The sequence below is a fragment of the Serratia sp. DD3 genome (genome assembly GCF_000496755.2).
Genome location: NZ_AYKS02000061.1, coordinates 1 through 21,812, shown reverse-complemented (window position 1 = coordinate 21,812; position 21,812 = coordinate 1). Strand labels below are relative to the sequence as shown.

Sequence of the window (21,812 nt, the reverse complement as noted above, 5' to 3'; positions counted from 1 at the left end):
CGCACTCCCCGGGATCCCCAACCCCACCAGCCCCAGCAGATATTGTGAGGTTTCATCGGTGCCCCCGGGCTCAAAGGTGGCCGGGTAGGAGTACTTACGCCAGATGCGGTAAAACTGCGTGGTCAGCCGGTGGTTGAAGATATCAAGAAAATCACTGACCGCCTCGTTCCCTTCACGCTGTTGCGCAATGTCATCAATGTATGACGTCGGCAACGGCGACTCCACCCCATACAGCCCCTGGAACGTTACCCGGGCGGTAGGCGGCCGGTGCGGATAATCCGGATCGGCGCTGAGACTTTTCAGCTCACTGGCCGGGAACCCCATCCCCGGGTGGGGACGAAAACGCACCGGATCAGGATGCGGCGATTGCCCGGTCCCCAAACCCGGTTGCCCTGGCTGACTTTGCTCCAGCAGTTGGCAAAAGCGGTAAAAGTTGATGTAGGGGGCTTTCTTCCCCAGTTTGTCGATCAGCCGGGTATGCGCTGATTGTGATTCTCTTTCCATCGCAGGTGTTTTCCACTGGGCTGAATAACCAGCGTCAGCTGGTTAAATAAATGGATATCGGCATACAGGGCAAAAAAGCGGTTGAGCATTTCACCAAACAGGTTGATATCCCCTTCACCGCTGAATCCGTTGGCATCCAGGGTCACCACAATGTCGATCCCCCGGAGTAAAAAGCCCTTTTCAAAGCGTTGGGTCTGGAAGTGTTTGACGTCGACAATCGCATCAAGTTTGCGGTTGACCATCTCGTCATCCAGCCAATTATACAACGCCAGGGTACCGCGCAGCACTTCAGCACTGGCCATCATGTTGAGGAAGCTGGAGCCCAAATGGCTCAGCACCCGCCAGTGGAAACGGTCTTCCGCCGGCGGATAGGCCGGTAACGTCGGTTTGCACAGGTTCTGGATCTTCAGCGGCACCGGCAGCGCCTGCTCCGCCCGGTCAAGCAAGGTGCTTTGCAGTGCCTTGCGCGGCAACTGGCCGTTGGTGCCAGTCAGTAGCAGTGACACCGTTTCCCGCTCAAACAGCCGGTCATCTTCCCACGCCTGCCCACCGAGGATCAGCCAGGTATCATGCAGCCCCGAGACGCCGCGTTTGACGCGGGTGTGGTAATAGCGCTCCGGTGCGGTACGGCGCAGCATGCCCCCCCGGTGACGGAAACTGGTGAACGGCACATACACCGCATCATCGGTGCGCAGGGAGCCCACCACCTCATCCACCGAATAGATTTCCGTATGGCCATCCTGCAAACGACGGGGGCGCAGCAGATACTCGCTTTCCAGCCCGTTGATGATCAACGGGTCGGCTTCCACCTTGAACAGGTTAATCACCGGCACACAGTGCAGGCGAAGGTGATGGGTGGAGATCGGCAACTGGTGATCCCACAATTCGCTCAGCACGATGTCAATATCGAACCCGGTGATGTTCTCGGGGAAGGTGACCTTCTCCAGCCCATTGAGGTACACGAACATGAATTTTTCACGAAAGGTGAAATACTCCAGCAGTAACTGATAGCCGCTGAAGGCGGTATCCCCTTTGGGCCACAGGCGGTCATCTTCGGCAAACCCGCCGGGGGAAAAATGCCCCGCCAGCGGTTGCGGCTCCGCCACCCGCCCCTGATGGTAGAAGAAGCTCAACGACATGGACGCCTGACGCTTGGTCAGGGCCAGATGCAGGGCACAGGTCAGGGGCGCATCGCCATTGAGATAGAAGCGCAGTTGGCTCAGGTCTACAGTGGTCCAGTCCGTCAGATCACTACAGACAAAACGCAAGCGGATAGCCGAGCGCCCATCGGGCTCGGTCAACAGCTCAACCTTGGACAGAGACACCGGTTGCAGCGTCAGGTCCTGGGTGGTGCGGTAACGGCATTGTGTTTTCTTCGGCCCTACCGGCTGGGAGAGGATTTCAAATCCGGCCGGCACCGTTTCGCTCATTTTCATATTGCCCGCAGGCGGGGCCATTTCCACCACCGACAGTGAGGGAATGGTACGCAGGTAATGGGGCCATAACAGACTGACCAGCCCTTCGGTCAATTCGGGCAGGTCGTCGTCCAGCTTCTCGCGCAAGCGCCCCATCGAGAAGGCAAAACCTTCAAACAGGCGTTCCACATAAGGGTCCGGTACACCGGCCCGGTCCAGATCCAGCGCCGCTGCCCGGTCAGGGTGTGCCTCGGCAAACTCTTTGGCCGCCTCGCGCAGGTAGCGCATTTCGGCGTCAAAATAACGCAGGGTTAAGTCCTTCATGACAATAAACGACCTCGATAATATTAATTCGTGACATCCGGCGATGAAGGGGATGAAATTATTTTTGTTGGTTGGCTGCAGAGCCAGAGAGTGAAAACCAAGGATATCAAAAACAGGGGCATATTAATGATACTGACCACTTCAACTCCTTCATCATATCCCCTTGAATTAATGAAAAAGGAAAGAATACTCATCTGAATAACAGGCAGAATAATCAGATTAAACACCAGCACCCCGCCAAACCACCACCCTGACTTGCCGATGTCATGCATACGCCGAATACCCAAGGCCGTCACGGGTAGCAGTAACAACAAGGGAACAAAAGTCAGCAGGGGAAATACAACATAGAAAATCCAGACCATCGCCATCCCTCCGTAGCCCCCGACGACCAGCCAAAGAAAGCTCAAAAACAGCAGCAGAAGCACAATCAACAGATTGCCAAGGATAAATGACCAGAACTCTTTACGGCTGGCCGTGCCTTGATAGACAAAGCACTTTTTCCAACCCGCCAGATAACAGGCAAAAACCGATTGTTCCATACGACGTCCTTATGACTCGAATCAATTAAAGGGGTATCACCGGGCAACCGGGCATAGTAACTGCCTCACCACGCCCGGTAACTCAGGTTATTTCGCACCAGCCACATCGGCGTCCGCCACCGCCGCATTGCCAGTGACAAAAATACGCTCCGGCATCACAAACCCTTTCAGGGCCAGCAGCGCCAGTGGGCCTTCCCCCAGTTCAGTACGCAGTGAGTAATTCAGCGGCAACCCGTCTTGCGTCTTCCAACTGACGTCAAAGACGGTGGTGCCCCCCATATACCCTTTGACCGTGGCTTTCTCCAGCAGGCGTATCAGCCCCCACTGCCCCGGCAGGTCAGCATACAGCCGCGTTCCTGCCTGGGTGCTGATCCAACTGAGGCTTGCCCCCGGGGCGGAGGTGTCGTTGGGCCAGGCAACGCGTTTCCACGCCGGCATCTGATTCAGATAGGTCAAGCGCTGGCTGTCGATAACCAAATCAGTTTGCATTACTTCCTTGGCGGTACCCGGACGCAGCTCAAAATAGAGCCCGGCATCGCCGTTGGTAAACGCCACATCCGCCAGATGACTGAGTTTGTTCACCGCCGCCAGGAACGCCGGGTTAAAGGTCAGCCCCTGGGCATTAACGGTATCCGCCACCCATTTGCTGCCCTCTTTGTGCAACACACCGCCGAGATTGCTTTCCAGAAAACGCTGGATACGCCCGCTGTCAGCCCGCAGGTATTGTGACATCAACGACAGCGACGCATCGGCAGACACTGACTTGAACGGATAACGCCCGCCAAAGGCACTGTTCCAGTCATCCACAATGGCACTTTTCCACTGGGCATTCAGGCTGTCCGCCGTCGGGGTCAGCACCTGTTGCCAGGCCTGCTCCATTGGCTGGACAAACATCGCCTGACCAAAGCTGCTCCACTCCTGCCCCAGACTGGCGGCAACCAGGCTACCGTAATCGCGGGTATCGGTCAGGTCCACCGCTTTGCCCTGAAACACCGTTTGCGCCAGGGATTGTGTCATCGCTTGCGGGTCGGTGGCGTTGGTCACCTGTTGCAGTTTGAGGCGCACACGGGTCACGCGGGTCAGGAAGGTTTGCAGGCTCAGGTTGGTATTGCCCTGCCCGCCTGCCTTGCCATCCATCAAGGCCAGTAACGGCCCAAAGCTGCTGTCCAGCGGCCCTTTCGGCCCCGCCTCCTGGTCAATACTCGGCTGACCATTGTTGTTGAACAGATTCTGGGCTGATTTAACCAGGGAGTCAGAAAGCGCCCCCCCCGTCTGCCCGGCCTTGCCCTGCCACGCCAGCGTATTCATCAGGGCAATCAGTGGCGACTGACGCACATCGCTCATCAGCGTCAACTGGTCGATAGCATCCGACAGGCTTTCCGCCCGGTGCCACTGGATACTGTTAAGGAAATCCAGCCAACTGCTGGCAAAATCAGTGAAATAACGCTCCGTCAGGCGCGTTCTCAATGCCTCCGGGGAGATATCGCTGCCCAGCGGCTGGGTGCTGTCGGTCAACACCCAGTCAATCTCTTCACGCCGCTCCTTCACCACCCGGTCGATGGCTTTCGATACGTTCTCTTCCCAGGCTTTACGGGTAAACATCCCCGGCACCACCTCTTCGGTGGAGAACAACAGACTGGCATCGGTATCGCCAATCATCTGGGTCAGGGTCATGTCGGCATAGCTTTTGGCCACTTGCTGCAACAGGTTCTGATACAGCGTCGCTTCGGCATTGCGCACCCCAAACTGACGCAACAAAATCTGGCGCACGTCACGCACCAGGTTGCTGTCCGGCTCAATCTTCCATTCCGGGTGTGCCGCCAGGTTCTCGGCATAGAACCCCAGCAAGGCCGGTGACAGCGCATGCCACTGCCCGGCATCCACCCCCGGGCGCTGCGCCCAGGTAGTCTGCAAGGTCTGGCTCAAAAAGGCCGAATCGTTTTTCTCCGGGCGCGCCATCATCAAGTAGGCTTTCAACTGATTGTACGCCAGCTTGCCCTGGGCAATACGCTGTGGCGTTTCCGGCGGCATCGCCACCAGTGTCGCCAGTTGCTGTTGCAGATAACGGGCGGCTTCATCGCGTATCAGCTGGTTATTGCTTTGCTGATAGAAAGGCCACAGCGCCTGCAACAGTGCCGCATCCTGGTTCAATCCAGCACGGGTATACCACGGGCTACCCGTGGCCACCCGGTATTGCAAACTGGCGAGGGTCTGTTGCAGCGCATACTGGGCCTGCAAACGTTCCGTCAGCGGGCGTTGGTTGTCCAGCGCCTGCCGACTTTGCTGCGCACTGTCGTTAATCAACGTGCGGTTGGCATAGAACGAGCCCAGCATAGCGCCCCCCCACAGGACCAACAGCAGGGCAACCAGCGTGCGCAGAGTCTTCAACCAAGGCAACCCGAGGCGTTTGGGCATCAACCCGCTAGGCAACGTGGTGACCGAAGCCAGCAGCGTCTCCCAGCTTTTTTCCTGGCTCCAGCTATGTTGTAGGGTCCGGGTACTGGCCGCCGAAGGCAGGCTGAAAAACACCCCCGCTAACGGCAGCGGCTGATAACGGCTGAGCAGCACCGACAGTGAATTTTTTAACCGCTCGATACCCCCATGGCGCAGGCCATGGGCCAACGACAGCAGAAAATCATGACGCGGGTCAACCAGCGCCTGCTGGGTCCCCTGTTCGGTCAGGGTGGGCAGCAGTTGGGTCAGGCGCTGCGCCAACTCTTCCCCTTGGCAGCCCGACGGTAACAGACAACCCACCGACTGACTGATACGCCCCTGCTGGTCCCAGGCGCTCTCTTGCAACGCCCAGACAAACAGCGGGATTTTCCAGCCCAGGGTGCGATAGCGCTCGGACAACATGCGGGCCATGTTGTCCATGGCTTCGCCATGCAGGTTGGCAGTATGCGGCGGGTTATCCAGCGTCACGGGCTGATAATAGTGGTCGGTGACCCACAACATCGCGTCCAACGGGCAGCGGCGCAGTTTACGCAACGAGGCCACCAGTGACGCATCCACCTCGGTGGTGACTTCGCCCCCCCAGATAAGTACCGTCCCCTGTCCTTCTAGCCAGTGTTTCTCCGTTAACCCAGGGACCAGTTGCTCGATCTGTGCCGGCTGCCCGGTCAACATGATGATTTTAATATGGCGCTTCCAGAAGAAGCCATATTGGGCGCGGAGGTAAGATTTGAGACCCGCCAAATGGCTATGGCTATTTGGGGCGGGCTCTGGAACCGTTGAGCTCGTCTGATTGAATGATTGCGGTTTAAACTGGCGTTGCCTTACCGTCTGCCGCCAGCGCCACCAGAATGACATTCCTACCAGCCCACCTAACAGAATGGAAAAAACAGCCCCCCATACCGACCAGGCGTGAGAAATCGAGATCCCTCTTCGTTCCAGAGTATCTTGGTTAACCAATAAAAGTACGGCACTCAAACCGGCCAACCCGATAATCAGGAGAAAATATCCCCAGAATCCATAACGGGGTGGATGAACGGCTTTCCCTTGATTCATGAAAATAACTCCGAAGTGACTAAACACAACTCGCCTGATGAGCGAGATGTCTGGCTAATAACCAGTTGATCCATGGCAGTTTTGTGGGCAGCCTCTACCATCATGGCTAGAGAGATAGGGAAAGAAAGCTCCCCAGGGGGACCGAAGGAGAGGTCAATAAGATGGGCGAGCTGCTTTGCGGGCAGTGGCCACTGGTGAGCATCGGCGTACAGCGCGATATCTGCCGGTGTATTTTCAATCTCCCCCGATAACCAGACATGCTGCATCTGGTTTTTATTTAAGCAATTATAATCAAACAACATGTCCAAGTCGTCGGCAAGTTTCCCTGCCGTTAATGGCATAATACGCCCTAATCCGGCCATCACCGGTAACTGCTGCGCATGGGCAAATGCTGGTGAGGCAAGCAGTTGGGCAGAAATGAGTTCGCTGGCTTTTTCAGGCGAACTATAACGCCAATGTTGCAGACAGAGCACTAAAATCAGGCCATTAAACTCTGACGTCTGTGGTAAATGTGGCAAAACCGGTACCTGTTCCAGAGTATCAACCCTCTCAGGCAACAAATCCCATTGGTTGAATACCGCCGAAATGATTGATTCCCGATGCAAGGTAGAGGCCTGTAACACATAGACGGTATGCAGATGATGGCGATACCCCGGGCACTGCTGTTCCAGTTGACTATCAATGCCCGTTAGCTGCACCGGCAATGATTGCCGCTCCCCAAACAACGGGCGAGGCTTCTGGGGGTACATGGGTATATCGGCAAGGGGCCCCAGCACCGCGCTGATACCCCCCTCTTCTGGTGTCAGCAAGACATTGCCTACCACCGCCAGTTGTGTCCGACTCCATTGTTGCCACTGGGCTTTGGTGCGCGCTGTCTCTTCATTCCAGGCCCGCACGGAAGCCAATGACTGCTCATAACGGTTGAGCACGACACCAAACAGACACAGCCAGATTAAAAATCCTGGTAGTGCACCATAGAGTAAGAGCTGCCCATAGGCGGTGATCTTGCCAATAAACAGTACGGATAAAGTACTGATGATCAATATAACAACCAGTACCCCGCCCCACAGAGCATAACGGGGCGGTGATAGCGACGGTTGTTCAGGAATAACGGGGATCGGCCAGGCCATATTTACGCCTCTATGCTATTGGTGGGTTGAGAGCTGATCACTCGGCACCCGCAGGCACATAAACAGTGATTAACCACCACTTGCCGCCCTTGTTCGAAAGCCGTGGGATCACCTTCTACGATGGCATTCATGCCATGTTGTGGGCAGGAGACCAAATCCCCCACCAGTGCCGCAGGTCGCCCATTAAAATAGAGGGTGGAAGAGGCGGTTTTAACTTCACCACCATGAGTAGTGGCATCACCCAGACAAACGACTCCTGGCATGGTCTCTCTCCTAAAAGAAATATTTTCTATTGATAGAATGCTCACTCAGAGCCTATTTGAGAATGATTATTTAAAATAAAGCAAAGAAAGGGCTCCAAGTAACACAAATAAAAACGTCGCCATAATGGCTGTACCTTGCGTTTTTCTTTATTTTTTTGCTTGATTGCCTTAACCATTAAAAAGAGCATAACAAAAAAATCAACCAGACAGGCCAAAGATAAATAAGTGCCATCATTAAATATATAATAATGGCTCTCGACCAATCGAAACTTAACATTGCAAGCACTCTAAAGCTAATGATATTAAGGGTTAGCAAACCTGTCCATGCGACCTATTAAATTAGAGCCCATAGATACCCATGAGAAAAATTTAAATAACGTTAAAAAGCCCCCGACCGAAAACGGAAACTTCGGGTCACTCTATCCCAGATATCGACAAGTTCAGCATCGCTGTATTCTGTTGTCACCTTTCCTTGATTATGTAACTCAATAGAGAATACAGGATGTCGATATGTTGCTATCTTTTCATTGCCATACAACGAAAAGATATAATTAACAACATTATTATCATTTACTTCCTGCTTTCCCCGTATCAACCATTCTTCTGCCTCAATACTTGGCAAACTAACTTTGCCTTTACGCATGGTATGAGAGTTACTGCTACGAATAGCGCCTTCAATTTCGGGACCGCGCTCTAATAGACTTAAATCCTTTTCGATTGTATTATTATTCTCAATTGAAATAACAAAATTTTTATTTTCATAAAGATACATTATAGCTTCTTTATTTTTGCTACCATTATCACGAATAAAACCCTCCGGAATACAGGTACCAGATTGTGTTGGTACCTCGTCATCTTTCCTCCCACTCAATCGAGAGAGTAAATCCTGCATTTCAGCTAATTTTTGTGCCTTATTGTTAGCTGTTGCAGGAGATGACCCATCACTTAAAAATAATTTTTTTTCATTTATATATCGCTCATCTGAGTAATCAGTAATTTCCGTTTGGATAACAAAGGCTACTCCATCAACATAAATATGCCCTTCCAAAATACGACCAAAGCCAGGCACACTCTCATTTTCATTTCGATCAAATATAATTGCATTGTCATTCAACCTATAGATCTGCTTAATAAAAGGCTGATCTTTGGGGTCTATAGTATTTCCATTTTTAAGTTCCTGTTCACGCATCTTTATTCGCTGTTCAAATGCTGGACGATAAAGACGTTTACTGGCTATGCTCATATCATTAATTGTTACTGAATCATTTAAGGAATTAGAAAAAGAATCCGGCACATTAAAGAAATAACGACCAATACATTGTGACTTACTTTTTGAGAAAAGAGAGTCCATTACAGTCTTTTCCTCCGAGTTTAATGGAGGAGCAGGAATATCACGAAACCAAAAGAGATATCCCGCTGTAGCTATACTTATTATTGTCACTGCCGTGACAGTAGTCTTTACTCGCATGAGGGTATCTCCTGTTCGACTTCCCGCTTTTTACAATTAACCAAAGAGAATATTTTTGTGTAACCGCACTATATTGGACGCGAAACATCAATAAGTATTAGGCTGGTATCGCAACGAACCCACTAATCTATCCCATATTTCAATCATTTGAGCATCACTATAACGAGTTTTCTTATATGCACTACTTAATTCTATATTTAACCAAGGCTTTGTTGGTGATGCGACAGCTTCATTCGCATAGAAAGTAAAATCATAGATGGGTATTATTTCTCTCGCACCTTGATGTTTAAACTCTTGCTTTCCACCAAATAACCATTCTTGTGACGGTATTCCCCCAGGCGAGAGCTCTCCTTTTTTTATCGTGTATTTATTTGACCCAACCATAGCTTCATTAATCTGTGCACTACGACCAAACAGAGTATCCTTTGAACCTAACATAGTGTTATCCATCTCAGAGCCAAAAATAAAATCGCTATTTTCATATCTGAAAGTAAGTTTTTCGCTATGTTTCACTCCATCATCTTTGATAAACCCATTTGGAATGCAAACGCCTTTATTTTTCGGGATCTCTTCATCTTTACGGCCACTTAATCTCGAAATTAAAGATTGCAACGCTGCTAATTTAGCTGGTTTCGTATTGGTTTCAGCTTCTGTAAATCCGGAGTTTAAATAGGTTTTCTTTTCCTCGATATATTTTGATGCAGACAAGTCAAGAATATTCGTCGTAATAATGAACGCTATGCTATCCACATAAATATGGGCCTCTAACTTTCGGAATGAATCATCAGAACCTGACTTATTACTATCAAAAATAACGCCTTTATCATTAGATAGACGGAACACTTCCTTTAAAAACGGTGCATTCTCAGAATAATTACCTGGTTTATTAATCTCATCCCTCAATTCCTGCTCGCGAAGCATTATCCTCTGCCTAAAGGCAGGGGCATAAATCGGCTTGCTTTCAATTTTAAAATCATCAATAAAAACCATATCTCTGAGTTGGTTATTAAATGATTCAGGGACATCAATGATATACCGACCAATACATTGCGGTTTGATGCTTTTAAATAATTCATCTATCACTGGATTTCCCTTTTTTTGGTATGTTGATGCCTGCGCTTGTTGATTAAAAAAGATCACACCCATCATGACAATGACTAACAGACTACGTAGATTCGATATTTTATGTTCGATTAACATGGTGTGGGAACCTCCTGAACCATTTTTACAATTGATCTCAGCGTAAACTTAATCGCAGGAGTGAAATTGTCATAATTCATATCCTTAACTGCATACGCATCCTGATGGTCAACGTTGGTTGCCAGTATGCTTTTAATTGCACTCTGTTTTTTAATAACTGCCAATGATTCTACTGGGACAGTGCCATCCCCTGGGGTTTTAGATGAAACTAACTCGTACTTTTGTGTACGGTTATAGGGTGATTTTATTTCTTTATGAGTATTAGGTAATTCCTTGCTATTTATCGGTGATTGGGTTTTATTCCAGGCCAACGTACCATCTGACTTTATTTCTTCCCCGTAAAAAACGTAGGTATTAGGATGATATTTCGCTTCATCTAACTCATAAATAAATTTACGGACAGAGTCTTTCATCAGAATATTAAAATTAATCCAATTAGCCTTAATAGCAGAATTATCACCATCGATAATATCCGGCTCATATAACCGATACAATTCATTCATCGACAAGTAAATCTCACTAAACGGATCACCGGTCTTTGGCAGTTTTAAATCCTTACCCTCGTCGCCCCCTTTTATCGTCAGCCAAGGATCACCGTTCATATATTTCGGTGAGGGTAATAACTGTAGCGCCGCTGGAGCCTGTGCCAATACGGGCATTAACTCCTTGGCTGTTGCACCTAATACTTTCCCTGCAGCACCTTCTTGCCTTGCGCCAATTTTCATACGACGATAAGCTGCCGGAGAACCGAGGTCGGGTATCACCCCATGCACAATCCCCAGTATTTTGTCTTGGCAACCGAATATCTGAGAAGCATAACGCGCTACCAGCCCGCCCATGGAGTGCGTGACTATGATGACTTTTTCTTGCCCTGCGGGAAACGCCAAACCATGACCATAGCCTTTTGTATATATGCTGATCACATCATCAATATATGTAGCCAACTCCTTTGCCGATTTTTTATTATCCTGCAGCCAATTATAACCAAAGGCATGGACCGGAAATAAAAACTTGCTAAAATGATTTAATTCTTCTGCGGTCATAACAGACTCCTTGTCTGCCCCTAAGGTTTCGCCCGCCAAATAACTTAAAATACCTTTGCTACCTTTTGTTCGATCAGCTGCCTGGCAGACTATTTTTTGCCAATCGTCCATTAATACCCCCTGAAAGACACTCAGGAACTGGCCGTAACTAAAAAATAAAACTTCACCCCAGTGTCTTTTTTCTCTCGTTGGAAACAGCTTGCCATCATCTGATATTTTAGAATAGACATTCTGACTAATTTCACCTCGCCCGTCTACCTTCGTCGTATCGGGATCTAATAATTCCCGCCGTTCTTTACCATTTCTATTAGCCCATGCAAAATAGGTATCAACTGGACTGTCTCCACGCCAGACAGGGACTTTAGACGTATCGTCAGTAGACATCAAATTCGTCCCCATTACCCCAGGGATAAAAATTACTGGTATGACCTTGGTTGGTGGCATGATGAGTTTGGCAATAGCGTTCTTTTGTGTAGTTTGAGTGACCATCTCATGCCAACCAACTTTCCCGTTATCTCTCCATTCTGGCAGGTGATAGGAAACGCATTGGTCGTTGTCTGTTACTGATGGATTTTTTATTTCGTCATTCATTTCCCATTTACCTTATAGCATTTATTGCTGTGTGATTTGATTTTCTATAAATAACAGGATTTTCGATTATTTAATTTGATTAAAAAAACAAGTTCCCATATAGCTAGCAAATCAAGCAGTACAGAGACCATCTTTTTTTGTTAGTCATAGGGGTACCTTTTACTGAACAAGTAGCCGTGTCTGGGCGTTTTAACACCCCGTCTATTAACTGTATTAAATCAAATCGCCCCAGGGTGGATACGCAATGTTTTTGTTATTTCTTGCCAAAAAGTAATCAGTTCATTTTGTGATAACGCTTCATCAGGCAAAGGACCATGATTGAGTTCTAGAGTGAAAGAGGGAGTCTGCGGACTACCGATTTTTTCGTTGACCTTTAAAATAAAGGCATGTCGATTGCTAGCATCCTTTCCATTACCCACTACTAGCCACTCTTCAGCATCCAACTTATTAATTTTCCGCGCCCCCTTCATCAGAGTTGTTAACTGGGTATTAAGCAAGGCATTGCTGATACTAGAACTGCGCTCTAACATAGAGGTTTCTTCTTTAATAAAATTATCGGTTGAAAAATTGAGATATAATCGTGGGTTTATCTGGGAGCTATAGGAAAAATTCACATACTCTCTTTCATTCGCCACACCCGATGCACCAGAAATAAATCCATTTGGAAAACACAATCCTTTCTCTGTCGGGATCTCATTTTCTTGCCTTCCGCGCAGACGAGATAGTATATTTCTCAACTGATTTAGCTTTATTTGCATGGTATTTTTATAATAATCAGGGTTACTTTCTCGCTCTTTTTGGTAACGTACTGAATCAGGATTCCTAGCATCAATTTCAGTTTTAAATGCCACACCGTTACTATAAATATGAGCCTCTAATTTTCTGGCTGAGTCAGGTGCGATTTTACTAAAATTAGTTTCAAAGATAACCCCCTTCATACCATTAGGTAATGGATAAATATTCTTTAAATAGGGACCATCCTCTGGATGAATGGTTTTGGTATTGCGCAATTCATCTTCCCGTAAACGAATACGTTGCTCAAAAGCCGGTAAATACAGACGTTGAAACACGATCTCTTTTTTATTGATAAAAACAGTACCAATGGGAGCATTAAAACTTTCCGGCAAATCCACCAAATAACGACCAATACAGCGTGGAGTTGCATTTGCTAATAAATTGTCAACCACGTGATGCTCCTGTTCAGTTAAATTAATGAGCGACGGATAGGGTTTTAACCATTGCCAAAGTCCCCAAACAGCTAGTAAACAGAAAAGTGCAGAGACTATCTTTTTTTTGTTAGTCATCAGGGTACCTTTTACTGAACAAGAAGCCGTAGCTGGGGCGTTTTAACACCCCATCTATTAACTGTATGAAATCAAATTGCCCCAGGACGGATGCGCAGTGTTGAAGTGATCTCTTTCCACAACGTGATCAGTTGTGCCTCGCTTAATCTCTCTTCTGGTGCCAGATTTTCGGTTTTGTAATATAACCTTATATCAAAGGCTGGTTGTTGCGCGGTAGGATCTAGCTGATTGTATTTAAGATAGAAAAAATATTCGTCGTACGGTGGGGTCACATACTGTCGCTCAGTCACTTCTCCCCCCAGCAGCCACTCTTCAATTGCCAGCCCGTTAATCTGCCGTTTCCCTTTATGCAGCGTATGGTATTTGCCTTGCGCCATCATCCGCTCATCCTGCTGCAGCAGGGTAGAGCCGGTACTCTGGTAATTATTGCTGCTAAAAGTCACTACCAGATTTTTGATATGCTTATGCACATACCCCATACCAAAGTCATAGGACTCGACCGGTTTACCGGCAATAAAACCGCGCAAGATACAAAAACCCGGCTGATTAGGGATCAAGGTGTCTTCTCTGGCCGTGGTGCGATGAAGTAGATCCTGTACTACAGCTAATTTTTCTGGGACATTGTAGCGGTATATATCCTGCCCATATGTAGCACGATCCGCATCGTAACGTGACGAGCGTCCATCTTTTGCCTTGATCTCAATTTTAAAGGTGACGCCAGCATCCCATTTATAGGCTTCCAGTATTCTAGCAACATCCGGCACTCCAGCACTCTCATTACGTTCAAATACCGTCCCCACCATATCAGTCGACAATGGATGCATCTGCTTTAAATAGGGTTTATCCAGCACATCATCAGGTTCAGTTGCCTTTAACTCCTGCTCCCGGCGCTGCATCAACTGGTTAAAGGGGGGGCGATACTGCTCCCGGCTCTCCATTTTGGTTTGATTGTCATCCATCAGAAAAAACACACCCTCATCAGGCATAAAATCAGCGGGCAGATCGATAAGGTAGAGGCCAACACAGCGCGGTGTTGGGTGTTGTAACAGAGGGGTGAGCATGGCTTGTTCCTTGTCAGTTAACGAGCGGGTGAGCGTAGCGGGTTTTAACCATTGCCAAAGTCCCCAAACAGCTAGTAAACAGAAAAGTGCAGAGACTATCTTTTTTTTGTTAGTCATCAGGGTACCTTTTACCGAACAAGAAGCCGTATCTGGGGCGTTTTAACATCCCATCTATTAACTGTATTAAATCAAATTGCCCCAGGGCGGATGCGTAGTGTTGAAGTGATCTCTTTCCACAACGTGATCAGTTGTGCTTCGCTTAATCTCTCTTCTGGCGTCAGGTTTTTGGTATTATAGTATAACTTGATCTCAAACCTTGGCTGTTGTTCCGTAGGGTCTAACTGATTGTATTTTAGATAAAAATAGTACTCATCATATTGCAACATGATATTCTCGCGATCGGTGACTTCCCCCCCCAGTAGCCACTCTTCAATCGCCAACCCGTTAATCTGCCGTTTCCCTTTATGCAGCGTATGATATTGACCTTGCTCCATCATCCGCTCATCCTGCTGCAGCAGGGTATCACCGGTACTCTGGTAATTATTGCTGCTAAAAGTCACTACCAGATTTTTGATATGCTTATGTACATACCCCATACCAAAGTCATAGGACTCGATCGGTTTACCGGCAATAAAACCGCGCAAGATACAAAAACCCGGCTGGTTGGGGATCAAGGTGTCTTCTCTGGCCGTGGTGCGACGGAGCCGATCTTGTACTGCAGCCAGTTTTTCGGGGACATTGTAGCCGTATATATCACTGCCATATTTCATCTTGTCTGAGTCATAACGTGAGGAGCGCCCATCATCAGCTTTGATCTCAATTTTAAAGGTGACGCTGGCATCCCATTTATAGGCTTCCAATATTCTGGCGACATCCGGCACGCCAATGTTCTCATTACGTTCAAATACCGTACCCACCATCCCCGCCGGCAATGGATATATCTGTTTTAAATACGGATTGTTGAGTGGATTTACTGGTTCAGTAACTTTTAACTCCTGCTCCCGGCGCTGTATCAGTTGGTTAAAGGGGGGGCGATACTGCTCCCGGCTCTCCATTTTGGTTTGATTGTCATCCATCAGCAAAAACATACCCTCATCAGGCATAAAATCAGCAGGTAGATCAATGAGATATAGGCCGACACAGCGTGGTGTTGGCTGTTGTAGCAGGGGGGTGAGCATGGATTGTTCCTTGTCAGTTAACGAGCGGGCGAGCGTAGAGGGTTTTACAATGACAAACAGACTCAGCGCCAACGCTAAGGCAACCTGTTGCCAAGGCTTACGCAGATAGCGACTTAAACGCCATTGACGGATCATTTTTCACCTCTTGGGCTATTTTCATAATGGCGCGCAGCGTAAAGGCTCGCGCGGTAGGGTGTTTATAGGCAGGTTCATGTTGAGTGTTGATCGCCATCCGCGACATCAGATGGCGTTCCTCAATATGACCCGATTTTTGCGGCACCGTGCCGTCCCCATTGCCACGGGCCGCTTGCAGGGCAAAACGCTGGCCAATATAAACTTTATTAATCCCCGACTCTGAGTCGAAAGGCTCTGAATAGGCCTGCTCTGCAGGTGAAAGCTGCGTATAGGTGGTGCGATGCTCCATCACCTCGGTCCGGGCTAACAGTTCACCCTCCTGGCGCTGCGCCGCCGGTAGCCACTGCGTTGAGGAGATCCCTGTCACCAGTTCGCCCTTCCAGGTCACCTCTTGATGGGTGGCATAGGCAGGCGAAACCTTGTCTGGGGCGGGTATTTCTACCCCATAAAAGGAATGGGTATTGCCGTGATATTTGTCGCCCAGATCTTCATGAAAAACTTTGACTTGCCTAATTATGATATTTTTGAATATTAGCCAATCAGCCGCTAGCTGCGCCGGATTGCCACGGCTATTTTTAGGGTTGAGCAGCGCAGGGTCAACCAGCCGCCACCAGGCCTGTTGCTGCAGATAAATCTCCGAGTAAGGATCCTCCTTGGGGTAATTGGATTTATTACCGTATCGATCAATAATATGCAACCAGTTCATGCCATAGTGAGGGGAAGGCAGCAGTTCCAGTGGGCCCGGGGACTGGGAGCAAATTGCGGTCATTTCGGCGGCATTACGCCCGAGAATATGTGAGGCGATGAAACCTGCTCCCGTTGATTCAGGATTCTCGGTGCCACGTTTCATACGGGTGTAGGTTGCAGCAGCCCCGGTTGAGGGCATCACCCCATGCACAATGCCATAGATGTTCTCTCGCCCACCCAACACCTCGGAGTAATAGCGTGCTACCAGCCCCCCCATTGAATGGGTTACTAAAATCACCTTGTTGCACTGGTACTTCATTGGCGCTTCACGGTACTTTTTCAGCAGACTATCAATGTAATTTTTCAGCCGTTTTGCCGAGTCGATATTAGAGCCCAACCAGTTATAGCCCATGGCATGAACCGGAAAATGGTAGTAATCCAACACCTTCAGATCCTGCTCTGTCAGCGCCTCAGCATAGCGGCTGTACTCCACCCCCAGCAGCTTGTTCAACAGTTCCTGGTAAGGTTTGCCTTTTTTATCGCGATGCAGCGCATGCTGCAACCAGTCCAGAAACGAGCCATAGCTCATATTGCCTACCTGCCCCCAGCCGCGCTCTTGGCGGCTACCAAACAGTTTGGTTTCCGTATCCTTGGCCAGCAGTGCCTCTTTCGCCTTATTGTAAGCCGCTATCTCTTGCTGCGTACTTCTATTTACCAGCGGGTACATCCCCTCCAACACCGCAAGCTGAGACGCCATAGGGTGAATCACTGTGCCGCGATCATCCACCTGAACCTTGTCTGGGGCGAGTTGTTCCTTGCGCTTGATTGCACTACCGGCAACCGGCAATGACCAGCCCAACAATGATGTTGCTCCATCCACTCGCCATATGGCATCGCCTGGCTCTTTTGGGTTCTTAGGAATAGTTTGTAAATTACTGCCCATAATGCCCGGCAAAAAAACGACTGGGATCACGCGGATATCGTCAAGGTAGATAATGGCCTTTTTATTGTCTTCTTTTCTGCCAGGGATAACAGAGGCGGTATAGTTCCCTTGCTGATCGCGTCCAGCGTGAATAATTTCGGTATTTTCCTGCTTTTCCTCAGCCATGGGTTACTCCTTTGTCTCAGAGGTTATCTCTAATGTGTCGATAAACGCACTGTTGTGGGGCTGCACCTGCCCCTGTGTGTCGGTTATTTTCGCACTCGGGGTGTTGTCTGGTTGTGTTATAGACAGACGCATCTGGGTTACCGGTGAATCATCCTGCAGCCAGCGAAACTCCGGCGTCACCGCAAAATCAGCCTGTTGCCATTGTTGTGCCATCTGGCTGGCGCTCTGCCCACCGAACTTCTGCCACACTGCCGCCCGTTGAATGATTTTATCCGGCGCACCACTTTCCACTTCACCGTTACCGATGCGGATATAAGCCCCGCCACTGCCCACCAGTAAAATATCCTGTTTGGCACTGATCACTATCTTGCCTTCACTACTGCTGACTCGTAAATCTTTCAGGGCATCCAGAGTCATTTCATCTCCCTGAGCCTGGATCTCTACCTTCCCTTGGCTGGCAAACAGTTTCATGCCCAATTTATGTGCAAACAGACTGACCTTTTCACCTGCCGCCACTGTAAAGGCTTTTAATACGCTAAAGTCGGTATTTTTACCGCTGGTTGCCGTCACATTTTCACCCGCTGACAACTGCAGGCTTTTCGGTGTGGTTTGTGCAATACCTGCCGGTGCAGAAAGGAGTAACGCAGCCTGCTTAAGCTCTGTTAGCGTGTCTGCCAGTAATGCCTTTTGCGTTTGCAAATCAGCCAGTTCTGCCTTCGCGGTCTCTGCGGCAGCACGCAGTGCTTCCGTCAAGCTTTGTGCTTGCTGTAATTGGCTCAGCGCTGCTGACATCTCCAGCATCATTCCCTGGGCACTGGGCTGTTTATCCGCACTGATAAACACACCACCACCACCACGTACCGCTACCCACTTATCGGTGCGCAACTCAGCACCTTCACCGCGCAGTTGACGTTTCTGGTCAACGTTATGCCCCAGGTTCAGTTGGCTCTTGCCAGCATATTCGGTACTGAGCTTGACGTGCTCCTCTCCGCGCTTATCTTCCATCCGCAATTTGTTAAGGCCTGCGGTGCGAATGATATTGCGGGTATTATTCAGTTCGGTGACATGGTCCGGATGGCGCGAGTCATGCAGGGCGTGCGATATGTATGGGCGATCAGGGTCCCCCTCATGGAACGCAATCGCTACTTCCGTGCCCTGGATCAATGGGAAGTGGAAGCCGTAGGTGTCACCCCCATAAGGCTTGGCCAAACGCACCGGCATACTTTCATAACCGGGTTTTTTATCATCCAGGTCGGCATCAAACTTCACCCAGTACAAGCCGTCTTTATCCTGATGCGCATACAGATCATTAGGCTTAGGGCTGGTGACACGTGCCGTCAACGAACCGCTGATCACCGGGCGGGGTTTTAACGGCGGTCGCCAGCACAGAGTTTCACTGAAAGGCACGGCGGCAAAGGTCACCCGCAAGGCATTTTTGCGGCTGGCGGTAAAGCCGATCTGAACCATCAGAATCGGTGCTTGTAGTAATTCCGGCAAGGTTGAGGGTAGCGTGCTGTCGGTGATGGTCAGCAATTGCCCCGGGCTCAAGGTCGGGTCGGTACTGTTGCCACTGATTTGTGTCTGGCGTGACAGAAAACGCTCATGATCCAGCCGAGCATGGAAGTTACCGGTTTCCGCATCCGGGGTATATTTGTCCCCATCCTCCAGATGACGGGCCTGATAGTGATAAACATCACCGTAAGTGACCCCTTCGCCATCACCCCGCGTCATATCCGCTGTGGTCGATTGCAGCCCTTTTTGTGCCTCGCGGTAGTTGTAGTCTTTGGTGGTGACGTTGGCTTCCACCACATTCTGTTGGTAGCTCAGCCCCCACACCGACACCGCCCCCGAGTCATTCATGCCTGACGGGCTGTTCAGCGGCAGTTTTTTGCCAAACTGGTAAGTGGTCTGCCGATCAGCAAAGTGGATCACTTCAGTCTGGGTGTCCGGTTGCAGGGTGAAGAAATAGAAGATCCCCACCTCAGCCAGCAAGCGTTCAATAAACTGCAGGTCGCTTTCCTGATACTGGTTGATCTGCGCCCTTCTGGGGTAAGTTTGCTTCAGCTTGAATTCGAACTCCCAATCCTTGAACTTGTGTTCAGCCAATATCTCCGCCACCACTTCCGGCACGGTTTTATTGATAAAGAAGCGATGGGTACGGAACTGTTTATCCAGCAGCGCAATATAGGGCTCAATCGTGATGCGATACAGCGCTTGGTCTGCCGAGCCGGAAATGCGGCTGAAATCGGTGATCACCCCGTGTACCACCTTCTGTTGCAGCAAGGTCTGCAAGGGGCCTGTGCCCATGCTCAGCGTGGCGGGCTTGCGCAGTAGCTGCTCGGCAGCAATCGTCTTGTCGGTACTGGTGAACTGGATGCTGTAGTGGTAAGTCTGGCTTAGCGCCTCCGACCCACTGAAATCCTCAACGTCCAGTGGCGACGAACAGGAAGGAATATTCAGGTGGTATCGGTTCAAGGTGGTGATTGCCGACAGTGTATTTTGCAGTGTATCAATCAGGCTCATGGTCTTGACTCCGTGGTGATAACAGGTACTTCCATGGTCATAAATGCGTCACAGTCAGTGAACTAGTCGCCAAACTCCAGCACAATGCCTTCTTCCTCATCCCAGCCCAGGGTCAGGGTCTTGGGTTTTTGCTTCGCCGCCATATAAGTCAGTAACTGCTGGCTCAGCACCGGCAATATCTGCTGGTTGAGCAGGCTGTCGACATTACGTGCCCCGGTGTCTGGCAGTAGGCAGGCGTCGGTCAGCGCGTCATACAGGCTGTCACCGATCTGGGTGGTGAGGCCGTAATGGCGTTGCAGGCGCTGGCTGACCTGATTCAGTTTCATCTGTACAATGGTACGCATCGCGGTGGCGTCCAGTGGGCGGTAAATCACCGTCTGAAAGCGCGCCAGCAGGGCGGGCTGGAAGTGGTCGCGCAGTACCGGGCGCAGCAGTTCATGCAGGTCACCTTCGCTGGCCTCCGGCTGTTCATCCAGCAGTTGCATCAGTAAATCACTGCCGAGGTTGGCGGTCATCAATATCACGGTGTTGCGAAAATCAATCTCGCGCCCTTCGCCATCGCGCATAAAGCCCCGGTCAAACACCTGATAGAACAGGTTCATCACATCCCGGTGGGCTTTTTCCACTTCATCAAGCAGCACCACACTGTAGGGGCGCTTGCGTACCGCTTCAGTCAGTATGCCGCCCTGGCCATAACCCACATACCCCGGCGGCGAGCCTTTCAGTTGCGAGACGGTGTGCGGCTCCTGGTATTCAGACAGGTTGATGGTAATCAGTGATTTTTCGCCACCGTACAGGCCATCCGCCAGCGCCAGTGCGGTTTCGGTTTTCCCCACGCCGCTGGGGCCCACCAGTAAAAATACCCCTTGCGGGCCGTTTTCCGGCGTCAAACCGGTTTTGGCGGCGCGCAGACGTTGGGCAATGGCGGTCAGGGCGGTATCTTGCCCCACCACCCGCTGACCAATCTCCCCTTCCAGGCTCAGCAGTTCGGTCTGTTCATCTTTCATCAGTGAGGAGAGCGGCACGCCAGTCCAGTCAGCAATCACATTGGCGACGGTGCGGGTGTCCACATCCACCTGTATCAGGGGCTCCGGCTGTTGCAACTGCTCCAGTTGCTGTTGCAGCGTGGTCACTTCACCTTGGCGGCTCAGGTCCTGGCGGCAGGTCATCAGTTGTTGCACCAGGGCTTTTTCGGCGTTAAAGCGGCGGTCTAAGGTTTCCAGTTCTGTTTCCAGTTCGCCACGCTGAATTTCAATGGCGCTCAGCCGCTCACTGTGTTGCTGGCTGCCGGTGGCGATATCTTCCAGCAGGGCTTGTTGCTCCAGCTCCAAGGCCGTCAGTTGGGCTTTGAGGCGCACAATGGCTTCCGGCAGCGTATCCAGGCTCATGCGCACCCGGGCGGCGGCGGTGTCCAGCAGGTCCACCGCCTTGTCCGGCAGTTGACGACCGGTGAGATAGCGGCGGGACAGGGTGACGGCGGCGCGTACTGCATCGTCGGTGATATGCACGCCATGGTGTTCGGCGTAGCGGGATTTCAGGCCACGCAGCATCAGGCAGGCGGTGTCATCGTCCGGCTCGTCCACTTTCACCATTTGGAAGCGGCGCTCCAGCGCAGCATCACGCTCAAAATACTGTTTGTATTCACTCCAGGTGGTGGCGGCAATGGTGCGCAGTTCGCCCCGGGCCAGCGCCGGTTTCAGCAGGTTGGCGGCATCTGCCCCACCGGCCTGATTACCAGCACCGATAATGGTGTGCGCTTCATCAATAAACAGCAGTATCGGCGTCGGTGACTGCTGCACCGCATCAATCACGTTTTTCAGCCGTTGTTCAAA

15 protein-coding genes are annotated in these 21,812 nt (G+C 50.2%); all 15 read right to left on the bottom strand.

Going from position 1 to position 21,812, the window contains the following annotated elements; genetic code table 11:
- The coding region (gene tssG, locus IO95_RS10990) for a type VI secretion system baseplate subunit TssG (RefSeq protein WP_037385321.1) at nt 1–504 on the bottom strand (504 nt) is incomplete at its 3' end.
- Nucleotides 468–2,243 carry a type VI secretion system baseplate subunit TssF gene (gene tssF / locus IO95_RS10985; RefSeq protein WP_023492671.1) on the bottom strand — a complete coding sequence of 592 codons (1,776 nt, stop codon included), beginning with the start codon at nt 2,241–2,243 and terminating at the stop codon, nt 468–470. The genes tssG and tssF, both read right to left, overlap by 37 nt.
- A 23-nt stretch (nt 2,244–2,266) precedes the next feature.
- On the bottom strand, nt 2,267–2,782 hold the full coding sequence (locus IO95_RS23490; RefSeq protein ID WP_023492672.1) for a DUF805 domain-containing protein: 516 nt from the start codon (nt 2,780–2,782) through the stop codon (nt 2,267–2,269).
- A gap of 87 nt (nt 2,783–2,869) precedes the next feature.
- Complete coding sequence (locus IO95_RS10975) at nt 2,870–6,289, bottom strand: ImcF-related family protein (RefSeq protein ID WP_023492673.1); 3,420 nt, start codon at nt 6,287–6,289, stop codon at nt 2,870–2,872.
- Nucleotides 6,286–7,419: a hypothetical protein gene (locus IO95_RS10970; RefSeq protein ID WP_023492674.1), complete on the bottom strand. Its 1,134-nt coding sequence runs from the start codon at nt 7,417–7,419 to the stop codon at nt 6,286–6,288. The genes IO95_RS10975 and IO95_RS10970 overlap by 4 nt, the downstream gene beginning before the upstream one ends.
- A 2-nt stretch (nt 7,420–7,421) precedes the next feature.
- A complete protein-coding gene (locus IO95_RS10965) occupies nt 7,422–7,682 on the bottom strand; it encodes a PAAR domain-containing protein (protein ID WP_023492675.1) in 261 nt (86 codons plus the stop codon).
- A gap of 379 nt (nt 7,683–8,061) precedes the next feature.
- The gene (locus tag IO95_RS10960) at nt 8,062–9,150 is read right to left on the bottom strand and encodes a T6SS immunity protein Tli4 family protein (protein ID WP_037385318.1); all 1,089 of its coding nucleotides are present in this window, start codon (nt 9,148–9,150) and stop codon (nt 8,062–8,064) included.
- 87 nt (nt 9,151–9,237) lie between these two features.
- Complete coding sequence (locus IO95_RS10955) at nt 9,238–10,350, bottom strand: T6SS immunity protein Tli4 family protein (RefSeq protein ID WP_037385315.1); 1,113 nt, start codon at nt 10,348–10,350, stop codon at nt 9,238–9,240.
- Nucleotides 10,344–11,984 carry an acetyltransferase gene (locus tag IO95_RS10950; RefSeq protein ID WP_037385312.1) on the bottom strand — a complete coding sequence of 547 codons (1,641 nt, stop codon included), beginning with the start codon at nt 11,982–11,984 and terminating at the stop codon, nt 10,344–10,346. Before IO95_RS10950 ends, IO95_RS10955 begins: the two co-directional genes overlap by 7 nt.
- A gap of 218 nt (nt 11,985–12,202) precedes the next feature.
- A complete protein-coding gene (locus IO95_RS10945; RefSeq protein ID WP_037385309.1) occupies nt 12,203–13,288 on the bottom strand; it encodes a T6SS immunity protein Tli4 family protein in 1,086 nt (361 codons plus the stop codon).
- A gap of 71 nt (nt 13,289–13,359) precedes the next feature.
- Nucleotides 13,360–14,466 carry a T6SS immunity protein Tli4 family protein gene (locus IO95_RS10940; RefSeq protein WP_152554932.1) on the bottom strand — a complete coding sequence of 369 codons (1,107 nt, stop codon included), beginning with the start codon at nt 14,464–14,466 and terminating at the stop codon, nt 13,360–13,362.
- A 71-nt stretch (nt 14,467–14,537) separates the two neighbouring features.
- Nucleotides 14,538–15,662: a T6SS immunity protein Tli4 family protein gene (locus IO95_RS10935; protein WP_023492709.1), complete on the bottom strand. Its 1,125-nt coding sequence runs from the start codon at nt 15,660–15,662 to the stop codon at nt 14,538–14,540.
- Nucleotides 15,625–17,457 carry a triacylglycerol lipase gene (locus IO95_RS24070; protein ID WP_023492710.1) on the bottom strand — a complete coding sequence of 611 codons (1,833 nt, stop codon included), beginning with the start codon at nt 17,455–17,457 and terminating at the stop codon, nt 15,625–15,627. Before IO95_RS24070 ends, IO95_RS10935 begins: the two co-directional genes overlap by 38 nt.
- Before the next feature lie 3 nt (nt 17,458–17,460).
- Nucleotides 17,461–19,980, bottom strand: a complete 2,520-nt coding sequence (locus IO95_RS10925) for a type VI secretion system Vgr family protein (RefSeq protein ID WP_023492711.1) — start codon at nt 19,978–19,980, stop codon at nt 17,461–17,463.
- Between the two features lie 62 nt (nt 19,981–20,042).
- Nucleotides 20,043–21,812 (bottom strand): AAA family ATPase (locus IO95_RS10920; protein WP_037385303.1); only part of this gene is annotated, 1,770 nt, incomplete at its 5' end.